General features: G+C 70.4%; 20 protein-coding genes. 7 read left to right on the top strand and 13 right to left on the bottom strand.

Annotated elements, in window-relative coordinates; translation table 11 throughout:
• The first annotated feature begins 28 nt into the window (after positions 1 to 28).
• The gene (locus ACFWNN_RS09690) at positions 29 to 886 is read left to right on the top strand and encodes a tachylectin-related carbohydrate-binding protein (protein ID WP_382439468.1); all 858 of its coding nucleotides are present in this window, start codon (positions 29 to 31) and stop codon (positions 884 to 886) included.
• 62 nt (positions 887 to 948) lie between these two features.
• On the opposite strand, the gene ACFWNN_RS09685 is transcribed toward ACFWNN_RS09690, so the two are convergent.
• From ACFWNN_RS09685 to ACFWNN_RS09630, 12 genes are all read right to left on the bottom strand, one after another.
• Entirely contained in the window at positions 949 to 1,695 is a 747-nt protein-coding gene (locus ACFWNN_RS09685) for a hypothetical protein (RefSeq protein WP_382439467.1), read from the bottom strand.
• An 8-nt stretch (positions 1,696 to 1,703) separates the two neighbouring features.
• Positions 1,704 to 2,291, bottom strand: a complete 588-nt coding sequence (locus tag ACFWNN_RS09680) for a papain-like cysteine protease family protein (RefSeq protein WP_382439466.1) — start codon at positions 2,289 to 2,291, stop codon at positions 1,704 to 1,706.
• 156 nt (positions 2,292 to 2,447) lie between these two features.
• Positions 2,448 to 3,353 (bottom strand): hypothetical protein, encoded by a 906-nt coding sequence (locus ACFWNN_RS09675; RefSeq protein WP_382439465.1) that lies wholly within the window; start codon positions 3,351 to 3,353, stop codon positions 2,448 to 2,450.
• Positions 3,354 to 3,477: 124 nt separating this feature from the next.
• A complete protein-coding gene (locus ACFWNN_RS09670; protein ID WP_382439464.1) occupies positions 3,478 to 4,266 on the bottom strand; it encodes a DUF1353 domain-containing protein in 789 nt (262 codons plus the stop codon).
• Between the two features lie 77 nt (positions 4,267 to 4,343).
• The gene (locus ACFWNN_RS09665) at positions 4,344 to 5,060 is read right to left on the bottom strand and encodes an aspartate/glutamate racemase family protein (RefSeq protein WP_382439463.1); all 717 of its coding nucleotides are present in this window, start codon (positions 5,058 to 5,060) and stop codon (positions 4,344 to 4,346) included.
• Positions 5,057 to 6,496: an NCS1 family nucleobase:cation symporter-1 gene (locus ACFWNN_RS09660; RefSeq protein ID WP_382439462.1), complete on the bottom strand. Its 1,440-nt coding sequence runs from the start codon at positions 6,494 to 6,496 to the stop codon at positions 5,057 to 5,059. Before ACFWNN_RS09660 ends, ACFWNN_RS09665 begins: the two co-directional genes overlap by 4 nt.
• Before the next feature lie 58 nt (positions 6,497 to 6,554).
• Positions 6,555 to 7,280 (bottom strand): GntR family transcriptional regulator, encoded by a 726-nt coding sequence (locus ACFWNN_RS09655; protein WP_382439461.1) that lies wholly within the window; start codon positions 7,278 to 7,280, stop codon positions 6,555 to 6,557.
• 30 nt (positions 7,281 to 7,310) lie between these two features.
• Entirely contained in the window at positions 7,311 to 9,206 is a 1,896-nt protein-coding gene (locus ACFWNN_RS09650) for a GH32 C-terminal domain-containing protein (protein WP_382439460.1), read from the bottom strand.
• A gap of 51 nt (positions 9,207 to 9,257) precedes the next feature.
• A complete protein-coding gene (locus ACFWNN_RS09645) occupies positions 9,258 to 9,872 on the bottom strand; it encodes a nucleoside/nucleotide kinase family protein (protein ID WP_382439459.1) in 615 nt (204 codons plus the stop codon).
• The gene (locus ACFWNN_RS09640; RefSeq protein ID WP_382439458.1) at positions 9,869 to 10,672 is read right to left on the bottom strand and encodes an ATP-binding cassette domain-containing protein; all 804 of its coding nucleotides are present in this window, start codon (positions 10,670 to 10,672) and stop codon (positions 9,869 to 9,871) included. The genes ACFWNN_RS09645 and ACFWNN_RS09640 overlap by 4 nt, the downstream gene beginning before the upstream one ends.
• Positions 10,669 to 11,637, bottom strand: coding sequence for an ABC transporter permease (locus ACFWNN_RS09635; protein ID WP_382439457.1), 969 nt, complete (start codon positions 11,635 to 11,637; stop codon positions 10,669 to 10,671). The genes ACFWNN_RS09640 and ACFWNN_RS09635 overlap by 4 nt, the downstream gene beginning before the upstream one ends.
• 4 nt (positions 11,638 to 11,641) lie before the next feature.
• Positions 11,642 to 12,631: a substrate-binding domain-containing protein gene (locus tag ACFWNN_RS09630; RefSeq protein ID WP_382439456.1), complete on the bottom strand. Its 990-nt coding sequence runs from the start codon at positions 12,629 to 12,631 to the stop codon at positions 11,642 to 11,644.
• 104 nt (positions 12,632 to 12,735) lie between these two features.
• Between ACFWNN_RS09630 and ACFWNN_RS09625 the strand changes: the two genes are divergently transcribed.
• The 3 genes from ACFWNN_RS09625 to ACFWNN_RS09615 all read left to right on the top strand — a co-directional run bounded on the left by ACFWNN_RS09625 (position 12,736) and on the right by ACFWNN_RS09615 (position 16,258).
• Entirely contained in the window at positions 12,736 to 13,740 is a 1,005-nt protein-coding gene (locus ACFWNN_RS09625) for a LacI family DNA-binding transcriptional regulator (RefSeq protein ID WP_382439455.1), read from the top strand.
• Positions 13,741 to 13,874: 134 nt separating this feature from the next.
• The gene (locus ACFWNN_RS09620; RefSeq protein ID WP_382439454.1) at positions 13,875 to 15,074 is read left to right on the top strand and encodes a hypothetical protein; all 1,200 of its coding nucleotides are present in this window, start codon (positions 13,875 to 13,877) and stop codon (positions 15,072 to 15,074) included.
• Positions 15,071 to 16,258, top strand: coding sequence for a hypothetical protein (locus ACFWNN_RS09615; protein ID WP_382439453.1), 1,188 nt, complete (start codon positions 15,071 to 15,073; stop codon positions 16,256 to 16,258). The genes ACFWNN_RS09620 and ACFWNN_RS09615 overlap by 4 nt, the downstream gene beginning before the upstream one ends.
• A 28-nt stretch (positions 16,259 to 16,286) precedes the next feature.
• On the opposite strand, the gene ACFWNN_RS09610 is transcribed toward ACFWNN_RS09615, so the two are convergent.
• Positions 16,287 to 17,117: a hypothetical protein gene (locus ACFWNN_RS09610; RefSeq protein ID WP_382439452.1), complete on the bottom strand. Its 831-nt coding sequence runs from the start codon at positions 17,115 to 17,117 to the stop codon at positions 16,287 to 16,289.
• A gap of 86 nt (positions 17,118 to 17,203) precedes the next feature.
• On the opposite strand from ACFWNN_RS09610, the gene ACFWNN_RS09605 reads away from it, so the two are divergent.
• The 3 genes from ACFWNN_RS09605 to ACFWNN_RS09595 all read left to right on the top strand — a co-directional run bounded on the left by ACFWNN_RS09605 (position 17,204) and on the right by ACFWNN_RS09595 (position 20,096).
• A complete protein-coding gene (locus ACFWNN_RS09605; RefSeq protein ID WP_382439451.1) occupies positions 17,204 to 17,782 on the top strand; it encodes a hypothetical protein in 579 nt (192 codons plus the stop codon).
• Positions 17,783 to 17,907: 125 nt separating this feature from the next.
• Entirely contained in the window at positions 17,908 to 18,366 is a 459-nt protein-coding gene (locus ACFWNN_RS09600; RefSeq protein WP_382439450.1) for a hypothetical protein, read from the top strand.
• Positions 18,363 to 20,096, top strand: a complete 1,734-nt coding sequence (locus ACFWNN_RS09595) for a hypothetical protein (RefSeq protein WP_382439449.1) — start codon at positions 18,363 to 18,365, stop codon at positions 20,094 to 20,096. Before ACFWNN_RS09600 ends, ACFWNN_RS09595 begins: the two co-directional genes overlap by 4 nt.

Raw genomic sequence — 20,096 nt, 5'->3', positions numbered from 1 at the left:
AGACGTGGACCGCCTTAGGGGACTCATCGTGAGCAAGAGACTGAGATCGCTGTGCCTGACCGCGGCCGCCGCCGCGGGAGCCGTGTCGGCCGTGACCACGGGCACGGCCGCCGCCGATCCCACCTGTGCGACGGTGGCGCGGGTCTTCACCGTGCAGGCCGACGGCGACCTGTGGCTCTACGAGCACGCGGCGCCCGCCACCGGCCAGTTCAGCTGGGCGGGCGTGCGGCAGGTCGGCTGGGGCTGGGGCGGCAAGACGTTCGCCGGTCCCGACGGCCGCGTCTACAACATCACCACGGGCGGTGACCTGCGGCGACTGCGCTACAACGGCACCAGCTGGGACACCATGCCCGGCGGCGGCCAGTTCCAGACGATCGGCTGGGGCTGGCAGAAGTTCCTGGCCGCGGCGAACCGGAGCAAGATCGCCGTGGACGCCGACGGCGTGTTCTACACGCTCGAAGGCGACCAGCTGCGGTGGTGGCGCTACGACGAGCAGGCCGGCGGGTGGGCGCCCGGCAGCGGCCGGGTGCTCGACACCGCCTGGGGCGACTTCGACGCGATCGCCGTGAGCGGCAAGGGCGGACTGCAGGCGCAGGACGCCGCGCACGCCCTGCACCACTTCCGCTACGACGCCGCCACGGAGCAGTTCGTCGTCTACGACGTCGTGCCCGAGGCAGGCTGGGAGGGCCACGGCACCCTGTTCTCGCCCGGTGGCGACATCTACTACTCGGTGCGGTCCGACACCGGTGAGCTGCGCTGGAACCGGTTCACCGAGGGCACCGGCTGGCAGAGCGTCCTCGGCTCGGTGATCGGCTGGGGCTGGGGCACCGACGTCGACGTGACGGCCTCGACCGACGACTGCTCGATCACCCCGCCGGCCCCGTGACGGGCGGGCACGCGGCCTAGGGATGCCTCGGTGGCACGCATGCCACCGAGGCACCTTCGCGACTACGCCCGACGGCGCCGCGAGCGCAGGCCCAAGGCCGTCGTGCCCACCAGTGCCACCGCGGCGAGGCCGGCCAGCGGGAGCACCGAACCGTCCTCATTGGAGGGTGAGCCGAAGCCGCCGGCCATGCCCTGCGCGGCGTAGTCGGACCCGCGTTGCTTGTTCCCGTAGGCCTTCACCACGGCCCGCTGGTAGTCGGCGACCGTCAGCCTCTCCCCTGCCTGACGGCCGCTGCCGCCGGGATCGAGCACCGTCAGCACGGCGCCCTTGCTCGCGTACCAGGCGTTGACCTGCGGTTCGTGCAGCAGGGTGGCACCGGCCGTGAGCTTGGCCGCGAGCCGCGTCTCCTGGTCGCCCGACGCCAGGTTGGCCACCGCCCACCGGCCGTCCTCGCCGCGCGCGGTCTGGATCGTCACCGTCCGGCCGTCGGTCGACGAGGCCGGCACCGCCAGGTAGGCGAGCTTCCCCGGTCGCGCACCCCTGGTTCCCGCGACGAACTCCGGGGACAGCGAGTGGACGGGGACCACACCGTCGCGCACGGAGACGGTCTGCACGCCCAGCGCCTGACCTCCGGGGAGGTCGCCGAGGAAGTCCGCCACCGCGTCCACAGTGGACTGCGCGGTGGCCGCGGCCCGGGCCGCCTGGAGGTCGGACGCCGGCACCGGTTCGTCGGCGAGCGCCGACGGGGTCGCGGCGAGGAGCACGACGGCCGACAGCGTCGCGGCGGCCGTGAGAGCACGAATGATCATGGCCGTCCTCATCGGTTGATGCCCGTCAGCGTGTGGGTCCAGCTGAACGAGGAGTTCGAGCGGTAGGCGGTGTAGGTGGAGCGGTTGTAGCGGGTGTTGCTGGGCCACGGGTCGGCCCAGTCGACCCACTGGCGGTTGGCGCTGTCGACGTCGTAGCCGTAGATCGCGTGCATGTGGCCGCCGCCGGACGACCACAGGATGCGGGTCTCGATCGGCTGTTGCTGGTCGATCTGCCCGCGGATCGAGGCGAACGTGATGGTGCCCGACAGGTAGCTGCCGGGAGACGAGTACCCGAGGTCGTAGAACGCCTCGCGCACCTCGCCGAGGTTGCCCTGGTTGTTGCGGCAGCCCGACCCCGACTCGTCGTGCGCGAGCTGGCAGAACCGCGTCTGGCTCACCGAGGTGCCGTGGTAGCGGGCGATGCTCGTGCCGGCCGCGGCCCAGCACCACTGGGTCTGTTCCTGGGCCTGCATCGTGAAGCTGAGGCGACCGGCGGCGGAGACGTCGGGCGCGGCGGTGGCGAGCGGCTGCACCGACAGCCAGCCCGCCGCCATCACCGCGACCGCGACAAGAGCACGTGAACGCAGGGAGCTCACGGGCCCTCCTTTCGTGGACGTCGAAGGCTTTCCGGACGATTTCCGGACCCAGCCGAACGATGACCACGCCACCGGTCCCGCACAAGATCGGAGCGACGGCCCCACGAACGTTCACAGCGTTGTGCTGCTCCCACGCCACCGGCCTGTGAACGTTTCCTAGCACCACTCCAACGCGATGCCCGCGACACCTCGTTGCGTCACGGGAAAGAACGCGCTGGCGATCAACGCCCGGTCGCAGAACAGGTCGACGGCCTCCACCGGTGGCTGGTGCTCCCGCGTCCCCAGCACCCGCGAACACCTGCTGGGCAACGCCTCCGCCGCCATGACCACCTGCAACAGGTAAGGCCCTGCGCCATCACGGAACATGCGCGTGTAACCGGGACACGGCGTGCCGGACCGGTCGTTGACGGTGTAGCTCAGCACCGCGGTCTCCCCCTCGTCGAGACTGCGGTCGAACAACAACTCGAACACCATCGACCGATCCGCCCGGCGCACCCGCCCGACCCGGCACCCGTCCCCCGCGAACACGCTCGCCCGTTCGATCTCGGCGTCCCCGTGGTAGACGCCCAGGTACCGAGTCACCCCGGGCCGTCCGGCCCGCAGCACGATCCGCGTCGTCACGTCCTGCTGCTGACCGGCGGACCCGAGCTCGACCCGTTCCTGGACGAGCGCGACCTCGAGCCCCGCGTTGCACCGGGCGGGATCGTCGAGCAACCCCGCCAGCAACTCAGTGGTGGTGGGCCCCAACGGCGACAGGTCGACGAACGACGTCGACGCCACCCGCCCAGGCTGCTCCCGAGGCCCCACCAACGTCGTCAGCGAGTCGGGCGCGAGCTCCAGAACGGACTCGAGCCCCCTGATCACCGCGACCGCACGAGGCCCCTCAGGCCTGCGCATCCCCCGCTGCCAGTAGCTCAGCGTCGACTCCGCGACCGCCAGGTCCATCCGCGCGAGGTGGGCGCGCAAGCGGGACAACGACAGGCCACGGCGGTCGATCGCCACCCGCAGCGCGCGGTGGAACGGTCCGTACCTCAGTGCGTCGCCGAGTTCGTCCACTCCCATCAGAACCCCCGTTCCGATGCGGCCCCACCCGGCGTGGCAGCCGATGGTCGGCCACCGTAGTGGCCCCTCCGCCCGGTGTGAAGAGGACGGCTGTGAACGTTCACAGCCGCACGTCTCGGCGTTGCTACGCCACCGCCTCCACGGTGTTCGGCCATTCCCCACGGGGCCTTCGATCAGGGGCCACCTTGTTCCGCACCCACCTGAAGACGCACTCCGCCCCGTCGGTGAAGAAGACGATGCACGCCGCGCCGTAAGTGAAGATCATGACCGGGATCAGCAGCGACCCGGCGAGGATCGCGACGACCGGCAGTCGCCAGTCCCGCCACCAGAAGACCGATGCCGCCAAAGACGCTCCCAGCACGAGCCCGAACTCCCGCGCTTCCACACCGAACCAGTGGAATCCCAGCAGCGAGGCCACCAGACCGGCGAGCCCGGCCAGCCCTATGAGGACGTGCGGCAGGAGCAGCAACAGGCATCGGGCCCGGCCGTATGCCCAGTACTTCCCGAGCGCCACGCCCACCCAGAACACGCGCCGCCGCATCCGGCCGACTCCGACATCCCGCAAGGCCCGGTGGAACTCGTGATCCGCTTGGCTGCGCATCCGGAAGCGGCAGCATTTCAGCGCCTTCCGGACGTCCTCGCACCGCTGGTCGTGCAGCAGCGCCGGAAGCAACTGCCTGCCGTAGCTGGCGAGCACACCCCACAGGAACGTCGGGACCGAGGCGAGGTCGGTTGTCGCAGGATCCACGTGAGCGTTGATCTGCACACCATCGCCTTCGTACCGGTACCTCTTGTTGACGTCCTTGCAGTACGTGTACCAGAACGGCTTCGTCAGCCGGAACGTCTTGTCACCCACCACCTTCAACACGACGTCGGCGGCCTCGACGGAGTTCTCCTCCTTGAAGAAGGGCATGGCGGACTCTCCCTCCGGGACTCGGTCCCACCGCGCGGCGGCACGGTGGTCGATAGTCGCGAAAGGAGCAGCAGGCGTTACGGCCTGGTCGCGAACGACGCGAGCAGACCGGCGTAGGCCTTGCGCGGCGGCGCGGCGAACTCCCCCACCGCACTCGTGCGCAAACCCATGCGCACCAACGACTCCACCTGAAGCACGGCGGCCTGCACACCGTCCACCACGGGAACGCCGACGCGGTGTTCGATCTCCGCTCGCTGCGCGGTCATGCCGGCGCACCCGAGCACGACCACGTCCGAGCCGTCCGCCGCCACCGCCGCCCGGCACGCGGCGACCACGGCGTCCACCGCGGCCTCCACCTCCAGCACCGGCACGTCGCAGGCGGACACTCCTCGGCAGAACGCCGCCACGCCGTAGCGGTGGACCAGGTCCCAGGCGCGGCCTCGGGTGCGGTCCAGGGTCGTGACGACGCTGAACCCCCTGCCGAGGTAGGTCGCACACCGCAGGGCCGCCTCCGCGATGCCGACGACGGGGCCGTCGGCCAGCTCGCGGGCGGCGTCCAGGCCGGGGTCGCCGAAGCAGGCGATCACGTGACCGTCGGCGGGCGAGGACGCGATCTCGGCCAGCACTCCCGGCACGCTGAGCGCCTCGTCGTAGTGGCTCTCGATCGACGCCGGGCCCATGGACGGGCTGGTGGCGCGCACCTCCACGTCCGGTCCGGCGATCGCGGCGGCCGCGCGGCCGATCGTCTCGGTCATGGCCGCGCTGGTGTTGGGGTTGACGACGTGGATCCTCACCGGTCTCCCCTCGACAGCAGGGTGAAGATCACGAAGCCCAGTGCCATGCCGACGAACCAGCTGTACGGGGCGGCGGGTGCCAGCGCGGGCACGAGCACCGGCACCATCGCCACGAGCGAGGCGACCGCGGTCGAGATGATCGCCTTCGGGTTGTACCCCTTGCGGTACCAGTACTTCCCGGTGGACGACATGGTGAACAGGTCGTCGACGTCGACGCGCTGCCGGGCCACGACGTAGTGCCCGGCGATGAGCACGCCGAACAGCGGGCCGATGAACGCGCCCAGCGTCTCCAGCGTGTAATGGATCACCGCCGGGTTGTGGTAGAGGTTCCACGGCGTGATCAGCACCGATCCGACGGCGGCGATCATGCCGCCCGCCCGCCAGCTGATCCGGCGCGGGTTGACGTTCGAGAAGTCGAACGCGGGCGAGATGAAGTTCGCGACGATGTTGATGCCGATCGTGGCGATGCTGAACGTCAACGCTCCCAGCACGATCGCGAACGTGCTGTCGATCCGCGCGACCGTCGCAACGGGATCGGTCAGCAGCTCCCCGAACACCGGCACGGTCAGCGAGGCGGTGACGACGACCAGCACGGCGAACACGAGGAAGTTGACCGGCAGGCCGAGCAGGTTGCCGCGCTTGACCGCCGCGAAGGACTTGCCGTAGCGGGAGAAGTCGCCGAAGTTCAGCATCGGGCCGGAGAAGTACGACACCACGAGCGCGATGGCGCCGAACATGATCGGCACCGACGCCCAGCCGGTGTGCTTCACGTCGCCGAGGGTGAAGTCGATCGCTCCCCAGCCGGCACGGGCGATCAGGTAGCCGGCGAGCAGGAACATCACGACGTAGACGGCGGGACCGCAGAAGTCGATGAACCGCCTGATCGTCTCCATGCCCGTCCAGAACACGGCCGCCTGCAACAGCCACAGCGCCGTGAACGACGCCCAGCCGAGCAACGACAGCCCGAGGAACCCGTGCTGCTGCACGTCCGCGTACGGCAGCAGCGACGGGAACAGCTTGAGCAGCACCACGTCCAGCGCCGCCGACGCGAGGTAGGTCTGGATGCCGTACCAGGCCACCGCGATCAGCCCGCGGATCACCGCCGGGACGTTCGCCCCGAGCACCCCGAACACGCTGCGGCAGATCACCGGGAACGGCACGCCGGTCTGCTGGCTGGGCTTCGCGACCAGGTTGCAGAAGAAGTACACGATGCCGATGCCCGCGAGCAGCGCGACCAGCACCTGCCAGCCGCTCAGGCCCAGCAGGAACAGGCTGCCCGCGGTGACGTACCCGCCGACGCTGTGCACGTCCGACATCCAGAACGCGAAGATGTTGTAGGAGCCCCAGGTCTGCTTCTCCAACGGGGCCAGGTCGGCGTTGGTCAGCCTCGGGTCGTAGGCGGGCCTGGTCTGCGTGTTCGCCGCTGTCGCTGTCATCGCCGCACTCCTGCCTGGTGGGGTGACGCCACCGTAGGAAGGAGTTGTTTCCCGATTGCTACGGGAACCGTATATCTTCCCCGTCCGCGAACAGCCCGGTGTCGCGCGGCACCGCCGCCAGCGACGACCGCAGCCGTTCGTGGTGCGTCCGCGCCGCCTCCACGAGTGCCGCCGCGTCCCGTGCGACGAACGCCGCGAGCATGCCCTCGTGGTCCGCGTGCAGCGCCACGCGTCGTTCCTCTGCCACGTGTGCCATGGGCTGCAACGGTTCGGTGAGGTTCCAGGCGGACTCGAACATGCCCAGCAACCGCTTCATGCCGCTCGGTGAGACCAGCGCGAGGTGGAACCGGCGGCTCTCCCGGTGGTACGCCCGCACGTCGCCGGCGGCCAGCGCGTCGGCCAGCGCGGAGTGCGCGGCACGGGCCTGGTCGTCGTGCTCCGGGAGCGCCCGCGAGACCGCGGCCCCCAGCGCCGCGGCTTCGAGCACGCCCCGCACCACGTACAGCTCGTGCAGCTCCTCGGGGGTCAGCTTCGCGACGAAGTAGCCGAAGTTCGGCCGGTGCTCGACCAGGCCCTCGCCGATCAACGTCTTGAGCGCCTCCCGCACCGGGATACGGCTCACGCCGAACACCGCGGCCACCTCGTCGAGCGGGATGGCGCTGCCGGGCGGCACGCCGTCCAGCAGGCACCTCCGCAGCTCGGCGAGGATGGCCGCCTGCGCACTGCCACCGCGGCCGGCCTCCAGCCTGGCCACCACGATCGACCTTCTCCTGGGCGCTCGCATCGGGTCACGGTAGCCCTCGGAGCTCGGCCCCTACCTCCAGGCGGAGGCCAGGGTCTGGGTCACGACCGGCCGCAGCTCGGCGTTCCCGCCGGACGCGCCGAGCGTGATGGCGCCTCCGCTGGGCAGGTAGCACCGCGAGATCGAGACCTCGCCGTCGTTGGCGAACACCTCGATCGAGGTGCGGTCGATGACGACGTCCAGCGACGTGACGGGCCCCGCGAGCGGCTGGGGGCCGGATCCCGCGTCGACGGTCTGCCTGGTCACGAGGATCGGCACGCCGAAGACGTCGAACCGCAGCGTGGCCTGCGCGGACACGTCGACCTCGGCGGTGATCCGGAACTCGCCCCTGGCGCTGCTCAGCGTCCGCGGCGATCCCGGGCGCAGCGTGCCGTACCACTGCTTCTGGCTGCGCCGCAGGAGGTCCAGCTCCTTCACCGGGGTGCGCACCAGCCTCGGTTTGCCACCGATCGTGCGCAGCTTCAGCTCGCACGGGATGGTGACCTGCTGGTTGAACGGCATGCCGGGGTACGCGCCGTCGCGCATCCACGCCGCCTGGATCCGGCGGCCGTCCCCGGTCTCGGTGTTGTTCCAGGTCTGGGTGGCGTAGAAGTTCAGCCCCGCGTCCGACCGCTGCCGCGAGGTCTCCTCGGTGAACCGCTGCCCGTCGAACCGGCCGGTGGTGTAGTCGCCGTTGCCCTGGACGAGCACCCACTTCTTGGTGGCGGCGTTGCCGTCCAGGGGCAGCTCGAAGAAGTCCGGGCACTCGAAGCTGTTCGGGATCGTGTTGCCGGTCCTGGTCCAGTGCAGCAGGTCCGGTGAGGTCAGGACGTGGTAGGCGCCGTCGCCGTAGAGGAACATCACCCAGTGGCCGCCCGGCTCGTACCGGAAGACCTTCGGGTCGCGTTCCGCCATGGTCAGGATCGGGTTGCCCGGGTAGTACTTCCAGGTGCGGCCCTTGTCGAGGCTGTAGGACAGGCACTGGCTGCGGTTGTCGTTGCGGGACCAGAAGGCGACCATCGGCGGCGTCGCCGGGTTCGGGGACAGGCCGGAGGTGTTGCGGTAGTCGATGACGATCGACCCGGACTGCACGCCGGAGCCGAGCGACTCCTCGAAGAACGCCGGGCGCAGCTCGGTCCAGTGCACGAGGTCCGGGCTGACGGCGTGGATCCAGCACTTGTTCCAGCGCTGGGCGAACAGGTGGTACTCGCCCTCGTAGTAGACGAGCCCGTTGAGGTCGTTCAGCCAACCTTCCTGGCGCTGACCGGGTTCCAGGCGGTCCATCGCCCACTGGCGCGCGGTGAAGTGCACCTGGGGCCGCCAGGTCTCGCGGTACAACGGCTGGGTCGAGAGCGGGGGCGTCTCGGGCTCGTCGGTCTGCACGATGTGGTCGACGAGGACGTGGCCCCAGTCCCCCGTGGCCGTGTCGACGATCTGGAGCTGCGCCCGGCGGCCGGCGAACTCGGCGACGTCCCAGCTGCCCTGCTTGAAGGTGTCGCTGGTGCGGCCGGTCGCGGTGCGGACCACCTGGCCGTCCACGAGCAGGTTCAGGCAGGTCACGTACTCGTAGTCGCCACCCGCTACGCCGTAGGAGATGTACCGGCGCTGCACGGTGAACGGCGGTGAGGTGATCGTCCCGGTCGGGCCGTCGCCGGCTCGTTCGCTGCTCGCGATCCCGTCGCCGCGGTAGCCGCGGACGTCCATCGACAGCAACTGCTGCCCGCCGTGCACGGGGCCGTTGCCGAACGCGTCACCGGTGACGGTCCAGCCGTTCCAGTCCGTGCCCTCGAAGTCGGCGATCACCAGGTCCGAGGCCGCCTTCCGGCCACTGGACGCAGGTGCCGCGGAGACGGGTGGAGCGGCCGCGGGCGGCAGGCTCAGGGCGAGCCCGGTGGCGGCACCGGTGCGGAGCAGATCTCTACGCTTCATTGCGTACCTCCTGCAGGGTTTCGGAGCGAGGGAAGTTCCACAGAGGACTGTTCAGAGGACGCTGGAGATGACCAGGTCCGCGCGGGAGGCGGTGGCGTTGATCAGCACCGCGTTGTGCTCGTCGGAGCCGAGCGTGCGGGTGCGGGCCTCGTCGAGGCTCCGTCCGAACTCGCGGTGCCGGGCGATGAGGCGGTCCCGGCGCAGCGCGTCGTCCGGGCGCAGGAACCAGACCTCGTCCAGCAGGTCGCGCACGGGCCGCCAGGGGCCGTCCATCAGCAGGTAGTTGCCCTCGGTCACGACGTAGCCGTGGTCGCGCCGGACCGGCACCTCACCCGCCACCGGTTCCTCGATCTCCCGGTGGAACCGCGGCGCGTACACGACGCCGGACTCCTGGTCCCGCACGCGGCGCAGCAGGTCGACGTACCCGTCCGGGTCGAACGTGTCCGGAGCGCCCTTGCGTTCCGCCCGGCCGAGCCTCGCCAGTTCGGACTGGGCGAGGTGGTAGCCGTCCATGCCGACGCAGATCGCCTCGCCGAGGGCGGCGGTGAGGCGGTCGGCCAGCGTCGACTTGCCCGCGCCGGGTGGTCCGCAGATGCCCACGAGCGGCCTTCCGGGCAGTGCCCGCACCCGCGCCACGAGCTCCGCGAACCGCACCCGCGCCGTCACCGGCCAAGTCCGGTGGTCAGCCCGACCTCGTCGATCACACCGTCGCCGTTCATCCGCAACGCCCCGGTCAGCAGGCCGACGACCGTGTTCATCGACTGCTCCCGCGGCGACACGACCGCGACGCGCCGCCCGAGGCGGTGCACGTGGACGCGGTCCGCGATCTCGAAGACGTGGGGCATGTTGTGGCTGATCAGCACCACCGGCAGGCCGCGGGCGCGGATCCGGTCGATCAGCTCCAGCACCTTGCCGGACTCCTGCACGCCCAGGGCGGCGGTCGGCTCGTCCATGATGACCACCCGCGACCCGAACGCGGCCGCACGGGCGACGGCGACCGCCTGCCGCTGGCCGCCGGAGAGCGTTTCCACGAGCTGGTCCATGGACTTCACGCCGACGCCCAGCTCGTCGAGCACCCGGCGGGCCTCCTCGCGCATCCCCCTGGCGTCGAGCCGGCGGAACACCGAGCCGAGCAGGTCCGCGCGGCGGCGTTCGCGGCCGAGGAACAGGTTCGTCGCGATGTCGAGGGCGGGTGCGAGCGCGAGGTCCTGGTAGACGGTCTCGATGCCGGCGCGCCGGGCGTCGAGCGGGCCGTGGAAGCGCACCTCCTCGCCGTCGAGCAGGATCGTGCCCTCGTCCGGGACCACCGCGCCGGACAACGTCTTGATCAGGGTCGACCTGCCTGCGCCGTTGTCCCCCACCACGGCCAGGACCTCGCCGGGCCGCAGGTCGAAGTCGGCGCCGTCCATCGCGGTGACCCGGCCGTACCGCTTGACCAGGCCGCGTGCCTCGATCACCGGGGTCATCGCCGCCTCCCCCGGGAGAACCGGTCCACGGCCACCGCCACGATCACCAGGGCGCCGGTCGCGATGTCCTGGTAGAGGTTGTCGATCCCGGCCTGGGTCAGGCCCGACCGCAGCACCGCCACGATCAACGCGCCCACCAGCGTCCCGAGCACGCTGCCCCGGCCGCCGAACAGGCTGGTGCCGCCGATCACGACGGCGGTGATCGAGTCGAGGTTGCCGAGTTGGTAGGCGTTCGGGTCGGCGTTGGGCACCCGGCCGAGCGCCTGCCAGGCCGCGAACCCGTAGCAGAGCCCCGCGACCGCGTACACCGACACCATCGTGCGGCGGACCCGGATGCCGGAGAGCCGGGACGCCTCCGGGTCGTTGCCGACGGCGTAGACGTGCTTGCCCCAGCCCGTCTTGGTGAGCGCGTACCAGAGGCCGGCGAACATCGCGATCATCACGGCCATGCCGTAGGTGACCTCGACCTGGCCGAACAGGTACTGGGTCGTGCCGAGCCAGCCGAGCGCGTCGTCGGTGACGGGAAAGCTCTGGCCTCCGGCGTAGACGCGGCTGACCGCCGTGACGATCGTCAGCAGACCGAGCGTCACGATGAACGGCGGCAGCCGCAGCCCGGTCACGAGACCTCCCGTGACCGCACCGATCGCGGCCGCGGCGAGCACTCCGACGACCACCGCGAGAGGCCCCGCGGTGCCGGTCAGCGTCAGCTTCGCGATGAGCAGCGTCGCGAAGACGGCGATGGCCGCGTTGGCGAGGTCGATGCCGGCGATGAGCACGACCAGCGTCTGGCCGAGCGCGAGCGTGCCGACCACGAGCGACTGCTGGACGACCAGCGACAGGTTGTCGAGGGTGGAGAACGTGTCGGTGGTCAGGGCGAAGACGGCCACCGCGACGACGAGTGCGATCGCGGGTCCGACGGCAGGGGTGCGCAGCACGAACTCGCTGGGCGAGAGGCGGGTCGTCATCGGCTCAGCCCCAGCAGTTCTGCAGGCCCCAGGCGGTGTCCTTGCTGTCCACGCCCGCGACCGGCTTGTCCGTGATCGTCGCGGTCTCGGTCTCCACCAGCCCGCTCGGCTTCTTGCCGGTCTTGGCGAACTCGACGCCGAACGTCACGCCCTGTTCCGCCATCTTCTTGGGGAACTGCATGACGGTCACGGCGATCTCGCCCTTCTGCACCGCCCGCACGCCGTCGCACGACCCGTCGATGGAGCCGATGACGACCTTGTCGCTCAGTCCCTTGGCCTTCAGCGCGCTGAACGCGCCACGAGCGGCGGGTTCGTTGAGCGTGTACACCGCGTTGATCTTGTCGGCGACCCGTTGCAGGAGGTTCTCGGTGGCCTGCTGCGCCTTGTTCTGCTCGCCGTTGGTGGACTCGGTGCCGAGGTCCTCCGGCGCGGCGGCCTCGACGAAGCCGCGGTGGCGCTGCTCGGAGACGGTCGAGCCGGGGGTGCCGTCGAGCAGGATGGACCGCACGGGTTGCCCGTTCAGCGCGGCCTTGACGTACTTGCCCTGGAACGAGCCCGCCTTGGTGTTGTCGGTGGCGATCGTGGCGTCGACGGCGTCGCGCGGGTCGGTCTCGGTGTCCAGGGCGATGACCAGCACACCCTTGTCCCTGGCCTTCTTGATGGCCGCCAGGATGCCGGTCGAGTTGCTGGGCGTGACCAGGATCGTCTTCGCGCCCTTCTGCACCAGGTTCTCGATGGCGGCGACCTGCCCGTCGTTGTCACCGTCGAATTTCCCGGCGAGCGCGATCAGTTCCGCACCGCTCTTGTCCGCCTGCGCCTTGGCGGCGTCGCGCAATGCCACGAAATAGGGGTTGCTGTCGGTCTTCGTGACGAGTCCGATCCTGATTGGACCGTCGCCAGTGGACTCACTGGAGCCGGATTTCGCGCTGGTGCAAGCACCTGTGAGCGCGACGGCGGCGAGCAGGCTGAGGAGAACAGGACCTCGGTGTCCCATGCGAGCCTCCCGGGCTGGCGGATTTCGACGAAAGGTATTGCGCTCGGCAAACGCGACGCAATAATTTGCGCAAACGCCTCCCGCCTCACTGCCGAGGAGTTCCCATGGCCACGATGAAGGACGTTGCGGACCTCGCCGGGGTGTCCATCACGACCGTGTCGCACGTGGTGAACTCGACGAGATCGGTCGCTCCCGAGACCAGGGCGCGGGTCCTCGACGCCGTCGAACGGACCGGGTACACCGGCGACGCCGTCCCCCGGACGGTCTCCACGAGCGGCACCCGGACGGTCGGCGTGGCGATCTCCCTGGTCGCCAACCCGTACTTCGGCGAGCTGCTGACCGCGATCGAGCACGAGCTCTCCCGGTCCGGGTACACGCTGCTGCTCGTGGACACACACGACCAGCCGTCCGCCGAACAGGCCGCGGTGCGCACGTTGCGGTCGCGCAAGGTCGACGGCCTGATCCTCACGCCGTCGCAGGGCGGTGGCGCGTCCACGCTGGCCGAGCTGCGGCAGCTCAAGATGCCGGTCGTGCTCGTGGACCGCCTGACGACCGCGCAGGACGTCGACCAGGTGGGACCGGAGAACATCTACGCCACGGCCGGGCTCGTGCGGCACCTCGCGTCGCTCGGCCACCGGCGGATCGGGATGATCAGCGGCGCCGAGGGCCTCGCCACGTCGACCGAACGCGTGCTCGGCTACCAGCTCGGGCTCAGCCGCGAGAAGCTGCCGCTCGACCCGGAACTGGTGCTGTGCGGGGAGTCCGCCGCCGCGCCCGCGGCCGCCGCGCTAGGCCGGTTGCTCGCGTTGCCGTCGCCGCCGACCGCGGTGGTGGCGGCCAACAACAGCATGCTCTCCGGAGTCCTGCACGAGTGCCGGCAACGCGGGGTGCGGGTCGGCCGCGACCTCGCGGTCGTGGGCTACGACGAGGTGGAGTGGGCGGACCTGGTGGACCCGCCCGTCACGACGGTGGCGCAGCCGATCGCCGCGATGGGCCGCACGGCCGCGCGCATGCTGCTCGACCGGATCGCGGACCCGACCAGAAAGCACTTCACGGCAAGGCTTCCGACGACGTTGCGGCATCGCAGCTCCTGCGGGTGCGGGTTGTGAGTCAGGAGCCGACGCCGAACGCCTGAAGGTCTGCCGGCAACACCGCCCGAAAACGAGTGCAACGCTTCCTCCCGTACCGGCCACTCCCCGGCGGCACCACTGGCTGACTGGGGGCGAGGACTGTGCGCAGACTGATGACGGGAGCTCTCGTCGCGGCCGCGACGTTGGGGACGACGACGGGTACCGCGGCGGCGCAGGACGGCGGCGAGGTCGAGATCTTCTGGGACCACGACCGCGACGGCGTGAGGCAGGACGGCGAGCCGCCGTTCGTCGGCGGGTCGTTCCAGGTGTCCACATCGGACCACCTCGCCTACCGGCTGACGACCACGTACACCGGGGAGGCGACGCTGGACCCCGGCCGGTGGACGGTGACGTTCGACGACAGCCGGTTCCTGGTCACGACGGCCGCGAGTGGCGTCGTCGATCCGGCGCGGGGCAGTCCGAAGCTGGTGATCGGCGTGGTGGGCGCCTCGGTCTGCGGCACGGCGTGGCTCGACGAGAACGCCGACGGCGCACGCCAGGACGGGGAACGCGGGATCGAGCAACACCTGATGTACATCGACTACCTGGGGGCCCAGCGCGGCGACACGACGGTGGCGACGGGCGGCGACGGCACCTACTGCTTCCACGACGTGCCCGCCGGCGAGGCCGCGGTGCGATCCCACGACCGCCGCACGATCGACGGATTGGCCTGGGGCGACGCGGACTGGCGCGCCGAGAACCCGGACGAGGGACAGGCGTCGAGGTTCGACGTGCGGGACGGCAGGTCCCGCACGCTGACCGTCGGCGCGGGCGCGGAGGTCACCGGCCTCGACACGGCGTTCGTCTCCACGGAGGGCAGGGACGCACGAGCGCTGTCGATCACCATCGTGAACGACGACGGTTCGACTGATCCACGTGACCTCCGGGTCGGCGACCGAGTAGCGGTCAAGGGCCGTTATCGGGTCGACTCTCCCGCCCGTGACAACTACAAGACGCTGGTCGAACTCCCGCTCGGCATGAAGGTGGTCGAGATCCACGGCGTTCCGGGCGCCGCCAACGGCAACGACGACACGTCCGTCTACGCCGAGTTCCCCGATCGGCAGCCACCGGGTCAGGAGGTGGAGGTCGTGGTGATCGCGACGGTCGACGAACCGTTCGAGCACCGCGAGATCGCACTGCACGTCGCCGGCCTGGACGCCGACCGGGGCAACGACCGGTACTCGGTCCTGGTGCGCGCGCTGCCCGCGGACCCGAAGCCGGAGGGGTGGCGGTGGGACCTGTTCGTCCCGTTCCTCGCCGTCTCGGCACTGCTCGTCGGAGTCGCCCTGTGGCGCAGGAGGAGTGCGAAGTGAAGGCCCTGCTGCTGACCGTGCTGATCCTGCTCACCGGCACCCCGCTCGCCCACGCGTCCGACGGCGCGCTCATCACGGTGTTCTGGGACCGCAACACCAACGGCGCCCGCGACGAGGGCGAACCCGGCTACCGCAACGCGGAGATCGCCATCCGCGACGACTCGGGCTACTCCGCCATCGTCAACGCGAACGACGAGGGCACGTACCGCCTGCCCCGCAAGGGGAACTGGAAGATCAGCCACGAGGAGGCGAAGTTCGCCACGACCACTCCCACCTCCGTCGAGTCGAACGGCGAGGACGTCGAGTTCGGCGTCCGCGGCGCCGAGGTGTGCGGCACGGTGTGGCGGGACCACGACCAGGACGTGAAGCTGGGCGACGCCGACCCCCGAGTCGAAGGACATCGCATCTCGGTCGTCGGCAACCCCGAGCTCAGCACGACGTCGGCGGCCGACGGCACCTACTGCCTGCACGACCTGCCCGTCGGCAGGATCCGGCTGCAGTCGCAGGACCGGGCTCCCGTCGACGGGATGGCCTGGTCCTACGCGGACTTCTCCAACACGGCCGTGGAGTTCTCCTCGAAGTTCGACTGGCACACCGGCCAGACGAGGGAGATCGTGATCGACAGGCCCGGCGTGGCGATCACCGGCTACGACTCGGGCATCACCGAGCCGCGCGGCCCGAGCGCCGACGCGGGACCGGTCACGATCGACGAGATCGACTACGACGGAGTCCGCGTGGGCGACACGCTGATCATCCGATGCGAGTACCGGAAATCCGGCAACGTGCCCGACACCATCGGCGCCACCCTCACCCTGCCGGAGGGGCTGGAGGTCAAGAGGGCGTTCGGCCACCGCGACTCGAAGACCGGCATCGAGGACCAGGTGGTGGTGGAAGGTCAGAAGGTCGTCGTTCGCTCGAACGTGCGCGTCATGCGGGACGGGAATTCGGAGATCATCGTCCACGCGGACGTGCGGCACGCGTTCGTCGCCCAGGACATGGTCTGCGAGGCCCACCCGAGCATCTACGTGGCGCAGCCGCGGGAACCGTGGCGGTTCGAGATCGCGGCGGCGAACGCGGATGGGTCGGGCCCGTCGAGCTCGGCACCGTTCTGGCAGACCGCTCTCGTGGTGGCTCTCGTGACCGGGGCCGTCCTCCTCGTGGTGCGCCACCGCAAGCGCGCGTGACGGTCCACCTCGCGTCTACTTCGGACGGTCAGGCGGCCGGACCTGCCGTGTTCACCATGATGTAGACGACCTGTTGCATCTGGGTCCAGTCGGCGGCGTTCGAGGCGCCGTAGACGATGTAGTCGAGGCCCGCCCGCCGCCAGTAGCGCGCGAACGCGTGCCGTTGCACGCCTTCCGCCGTGTACAGGAACTCCCATTCCACGACTTCCGCGCTGGACGACACGGTGGCCAGCTTGAGCCGCTGGTAGCCGTTCTTGACGCCGGACTCGTTGGCGGCGACCGCGTCGTAGAGCGGGCGGGCCTCGGAAGCGCTGGCTCCGTAACGGATGACGGCCCCCGGCGTGGCCGGGTCCTCCGCCTGGTGGTTGGTCGGCTGACTGCCGGGCCCGACGGTCCAGGTCTGCGGGATCGAGACGAAGACCCCGTTCGGTCCGGACACGGCGCGGTATCCGGTGGGAGTGGACACAGAACTGGACACCGAAGTGGACGGTCGAGTGGTCGTGTACCTCTGCTGCGGCGGCGTGGTGACCGGCGCGAACCTATTCGACGTCACGGGGACTGGTGCGCCGCCGACGCCCTGTCCGTTCGGGGATTCCTCTTCGCCGCGCATGAAACTGACGGCCACCACGGCGGTGACGGCCACGAAGGCCACGACCACGGCCGCGATGACGGCCTTGCCCTCAACGGACTTCTTCACCGCCGGTGGCGCGACGTACGCACCCGCACCCCACGCGGGCGGGTCCTCGTAGACCGGCGCGGCCGGTGGCGGCGGCGTGCCCCGCGCCGGGGCCGGGCCCCACAGCGGAGCTCGCTGACCCGCGTTTTCCCTTGTCACATCGGTGTTCGCGGCGTCTTCCATGCCGGTCCGTCCTTCCCGAGACCACTTCCACGAGAAACAATCGCCACCACATCGCGCGATGTTTCTCGCATGACGAGGAGAGCACGATGACCGACGAGCGTTCCGCGGCAGGAGATCTGACGGACCGGCCCGTGCCGGGCCGGGTGGCGGTCGGCACCGTCACCCGGATCGGCGCCGTCCGCCAGGAGCCTTTCGCGAGGAGAACCGGCCTGACCGTCGCGGCGTGGGGATGCGCCGCGCTGACCGTCGCCGAGGTGGCGGTCAGCGCGGCGGTCGGCGGGATGTCCTTGCTGGCCAAGGCGATTGTGGTCACCGTTGTGGTCACGGCGGCGGCGTACGTGCTGCGTCGCTCGGCGCCCAGGCCGGGCGAGGTGGACGTGCATCACCTGTGGGTGAAGGACGCGGACGGCGCGGAACATGCCTGTCGCGTCAGGGGTTCGATCAAACAGGGCCTGCCGCTGGAGGGCACCGGGGTCGAGGTGTACGGCCGGGCGGAGAAGTCGGGATCGGTGCTGGTCCGGGAGCTGGTCGCGGACGGCGGCGAGACGTGGCGCCCCAGGTTGCCGCTGCCCCAACGGATCTCGCGCGGCGCCGAGGTGCTGACCGTCGCGCTGTGGGCCGGAGCGGCGCTCGCGGTGGCGTGGTTGCTGGTGTTCTCACGATGAGCGGTTGCTCCGGTCGAGTGACTGTTCGGCGGAAGTCCCGCTCGGCGTAATGGATTTTCCGCCGCGGTCGATGAGACCGGCATCGAACGCGTGACGTCCTCGATGGACATGAGGGAGCTGGTGGCGTGCCGAGGCCGCTGATGAACAACAGGCCGGACTCCACGACCTGGACCGGGCGGACGACGGGGTCGACCTCCCCGGCGCGGACGAAGGTGCTCGATGGGCGCCGGTCCGCGCGGTACCTGAAGGCACTGCGGGCGCTCGACGGTTCCGGCAAGCTCGCCACGGCCGACGTCGACGAGCTCGTCGGCGCCGTGCACCGGGAGTTCGCCGAGAAGTTCTGCACGGCGCCGCTCGGCATCGTCTCCCGCTGCTACCTCGGCGCACCGTACGAGGTGCACACGCTCGCGCTGGACGGCTCGATCATCTCGCACTACCGCGCCGGGGAACCGTTGCCGCACGGCATGGACCGCGCGCGTTCCCTCGCGGAGTCCGAACGCTACCTCGCCATCGAGGTCTACCCGGACCGACTGATGTGCGTCCGCCCCGACGGCACGACCGTTCTGCTGGAGAGTGACCGGTGAACTCGATCCACATCCCTCAGCTCGGCCAGTTGACCGATGCCGTGCGAAAGGTGACGCAGAACCAGGAAGCGCTCAACCAGCAACAGATCGTGTTGCACGGAGCGATGTCCACCGTGCAACGCAACCAGGACAGTACCCAGCGGGAGCTGCTGGACCTCAAGTCGCAGTTCGTCGAGTACGTCCGGCGCGACGAGCTGCGGCAGAACCTCCAGCTCGCCCAGGTGCAGATCCTCGAGGTGCGCGGCGAGCTGAACGACAAGTTCGGGAAGTTCGCCGAGGTGCGCGAGCTCGCCACCGGCACGTTGCAGGCGCTCGACGCGGGCATCGTCTCGCAGGGCGCCATCCGCGACCTGTCCGAGGAGCTGATGCTGCGCACACCGGGCTACTGGCTCGCGCCCGCGCTGATCGCCGTGGCCGCCTGGATCAGGGACGAACCGGCGCTCGCGACCAAGGCGATCGGTGAGGCGCTGCGCAGGGACAACGACAAGGCGTCGCTGTTCTTCGCGCTCGTGCTCCGCCGGCACCAGCGCGACCGGGCGACCGCCGCCTGGGTGCGGCAGTACGCGGCGCGGCAGGACCCGACGAAGCTGTCCCGCGAGTTCGTCGTCGTGCTGGACGCAGTGTCGACCGGCGCGTTCGGGCGCGAGGCGAAACCCATGCTGCTGGAACAGATGTCCGAGTGGTACGGACGACTGGGCCAGGATCAGGACACTGTGGACAGACAGGTCGAGCGCTGGGCGAAGATGATCGACACGATGCGCCGCCCCGCCGACGCCCGCTACGAGCTGCTGCCCGCGCTCAGCCCCACCTGGCCACAGCTCAAGGATCTGCTCGAAGGCGCGACCGTGCACGGCGCGACGGAGGAGATGCTGCGCACCACGTTCGAGGGACCCGTCCCGCAGAGCCAGGACCTCCACGAGCGCGTGGACGGCATCCTCGACAACCTGGTGCGCGACTTCGACGCGGAGGAAGCCCCGTACCGCAAACGGGAAGCGGAACTGCAGGCCATCGTGGAAGCGCAGGGCGACCACGACCTGGCCAAGAAGAAGATGGCCGCGGAAGACCCGTTGCACGAGCAGACGGTCGACTTCCTCACGCTGCTCAGCAACGCCGCCCTGCACGGCGACCGCGCGGGGGCCTCCGCCGGCACCCAGAGGTTCACGCTGGCGCTGGCCCGCGACTGGCTGGTGCAGGGCGCGGGACGACTCGAGGCCGCCAACATCGCCGCCATGCCGTCCCGCGTCGAGCTGCGTGCCGAGGGCTGGACCGGCTGGGTCGACGGCGACACCGACGAGCAGCAGCTGGTCGGATCGCTGTCCGAACACATCGACCGGGAGACGGCGAAGGCCGTCAGCGAGGTGCAGATGAGCGGTGCCGCGCAGGCGGCCGCGGTCTGCGGTGGCCTGGCGCTGCTGGTGGCGTTGCTCTCGGCGGTCGGTGGCGCCAGCGGGTTCGCGGTGTTCCTGCTGCTCGTGGCGGCCGCGCTGGGCGTGTGGGTCGGGTTCGACATCCGTGCGCTGCCCGCCCGCCGCGCGGAGATCCGCCGCAGAGGCGACCAGCGACGCGTCGCCGCCGTGGTGCGGCTGCGCGGGGCCATCGCCGAACTGGTCGACCTGCGCGGCGAGTGGCAGCGGGAGATCGCGAAGGCGGACTCGCTGCGCACCTTCGCGGAAGGGCTCACCGCCACCGCCTTCGTCGCCATCGCACCCGACCAGCCGCGAGGAGCCTGA

This window comes from Lentzea sp. NPDC058450 (genome assembly GCF_042721395.1).
GTDB lineage: Bacteria > Actinomycetota > Actinomycetes > Mycobacteriales > Pseudonocardiaceae > Lentzea.
This window is presented reverse-complemented; position numbering and strand designations above follow the sequence as displayed.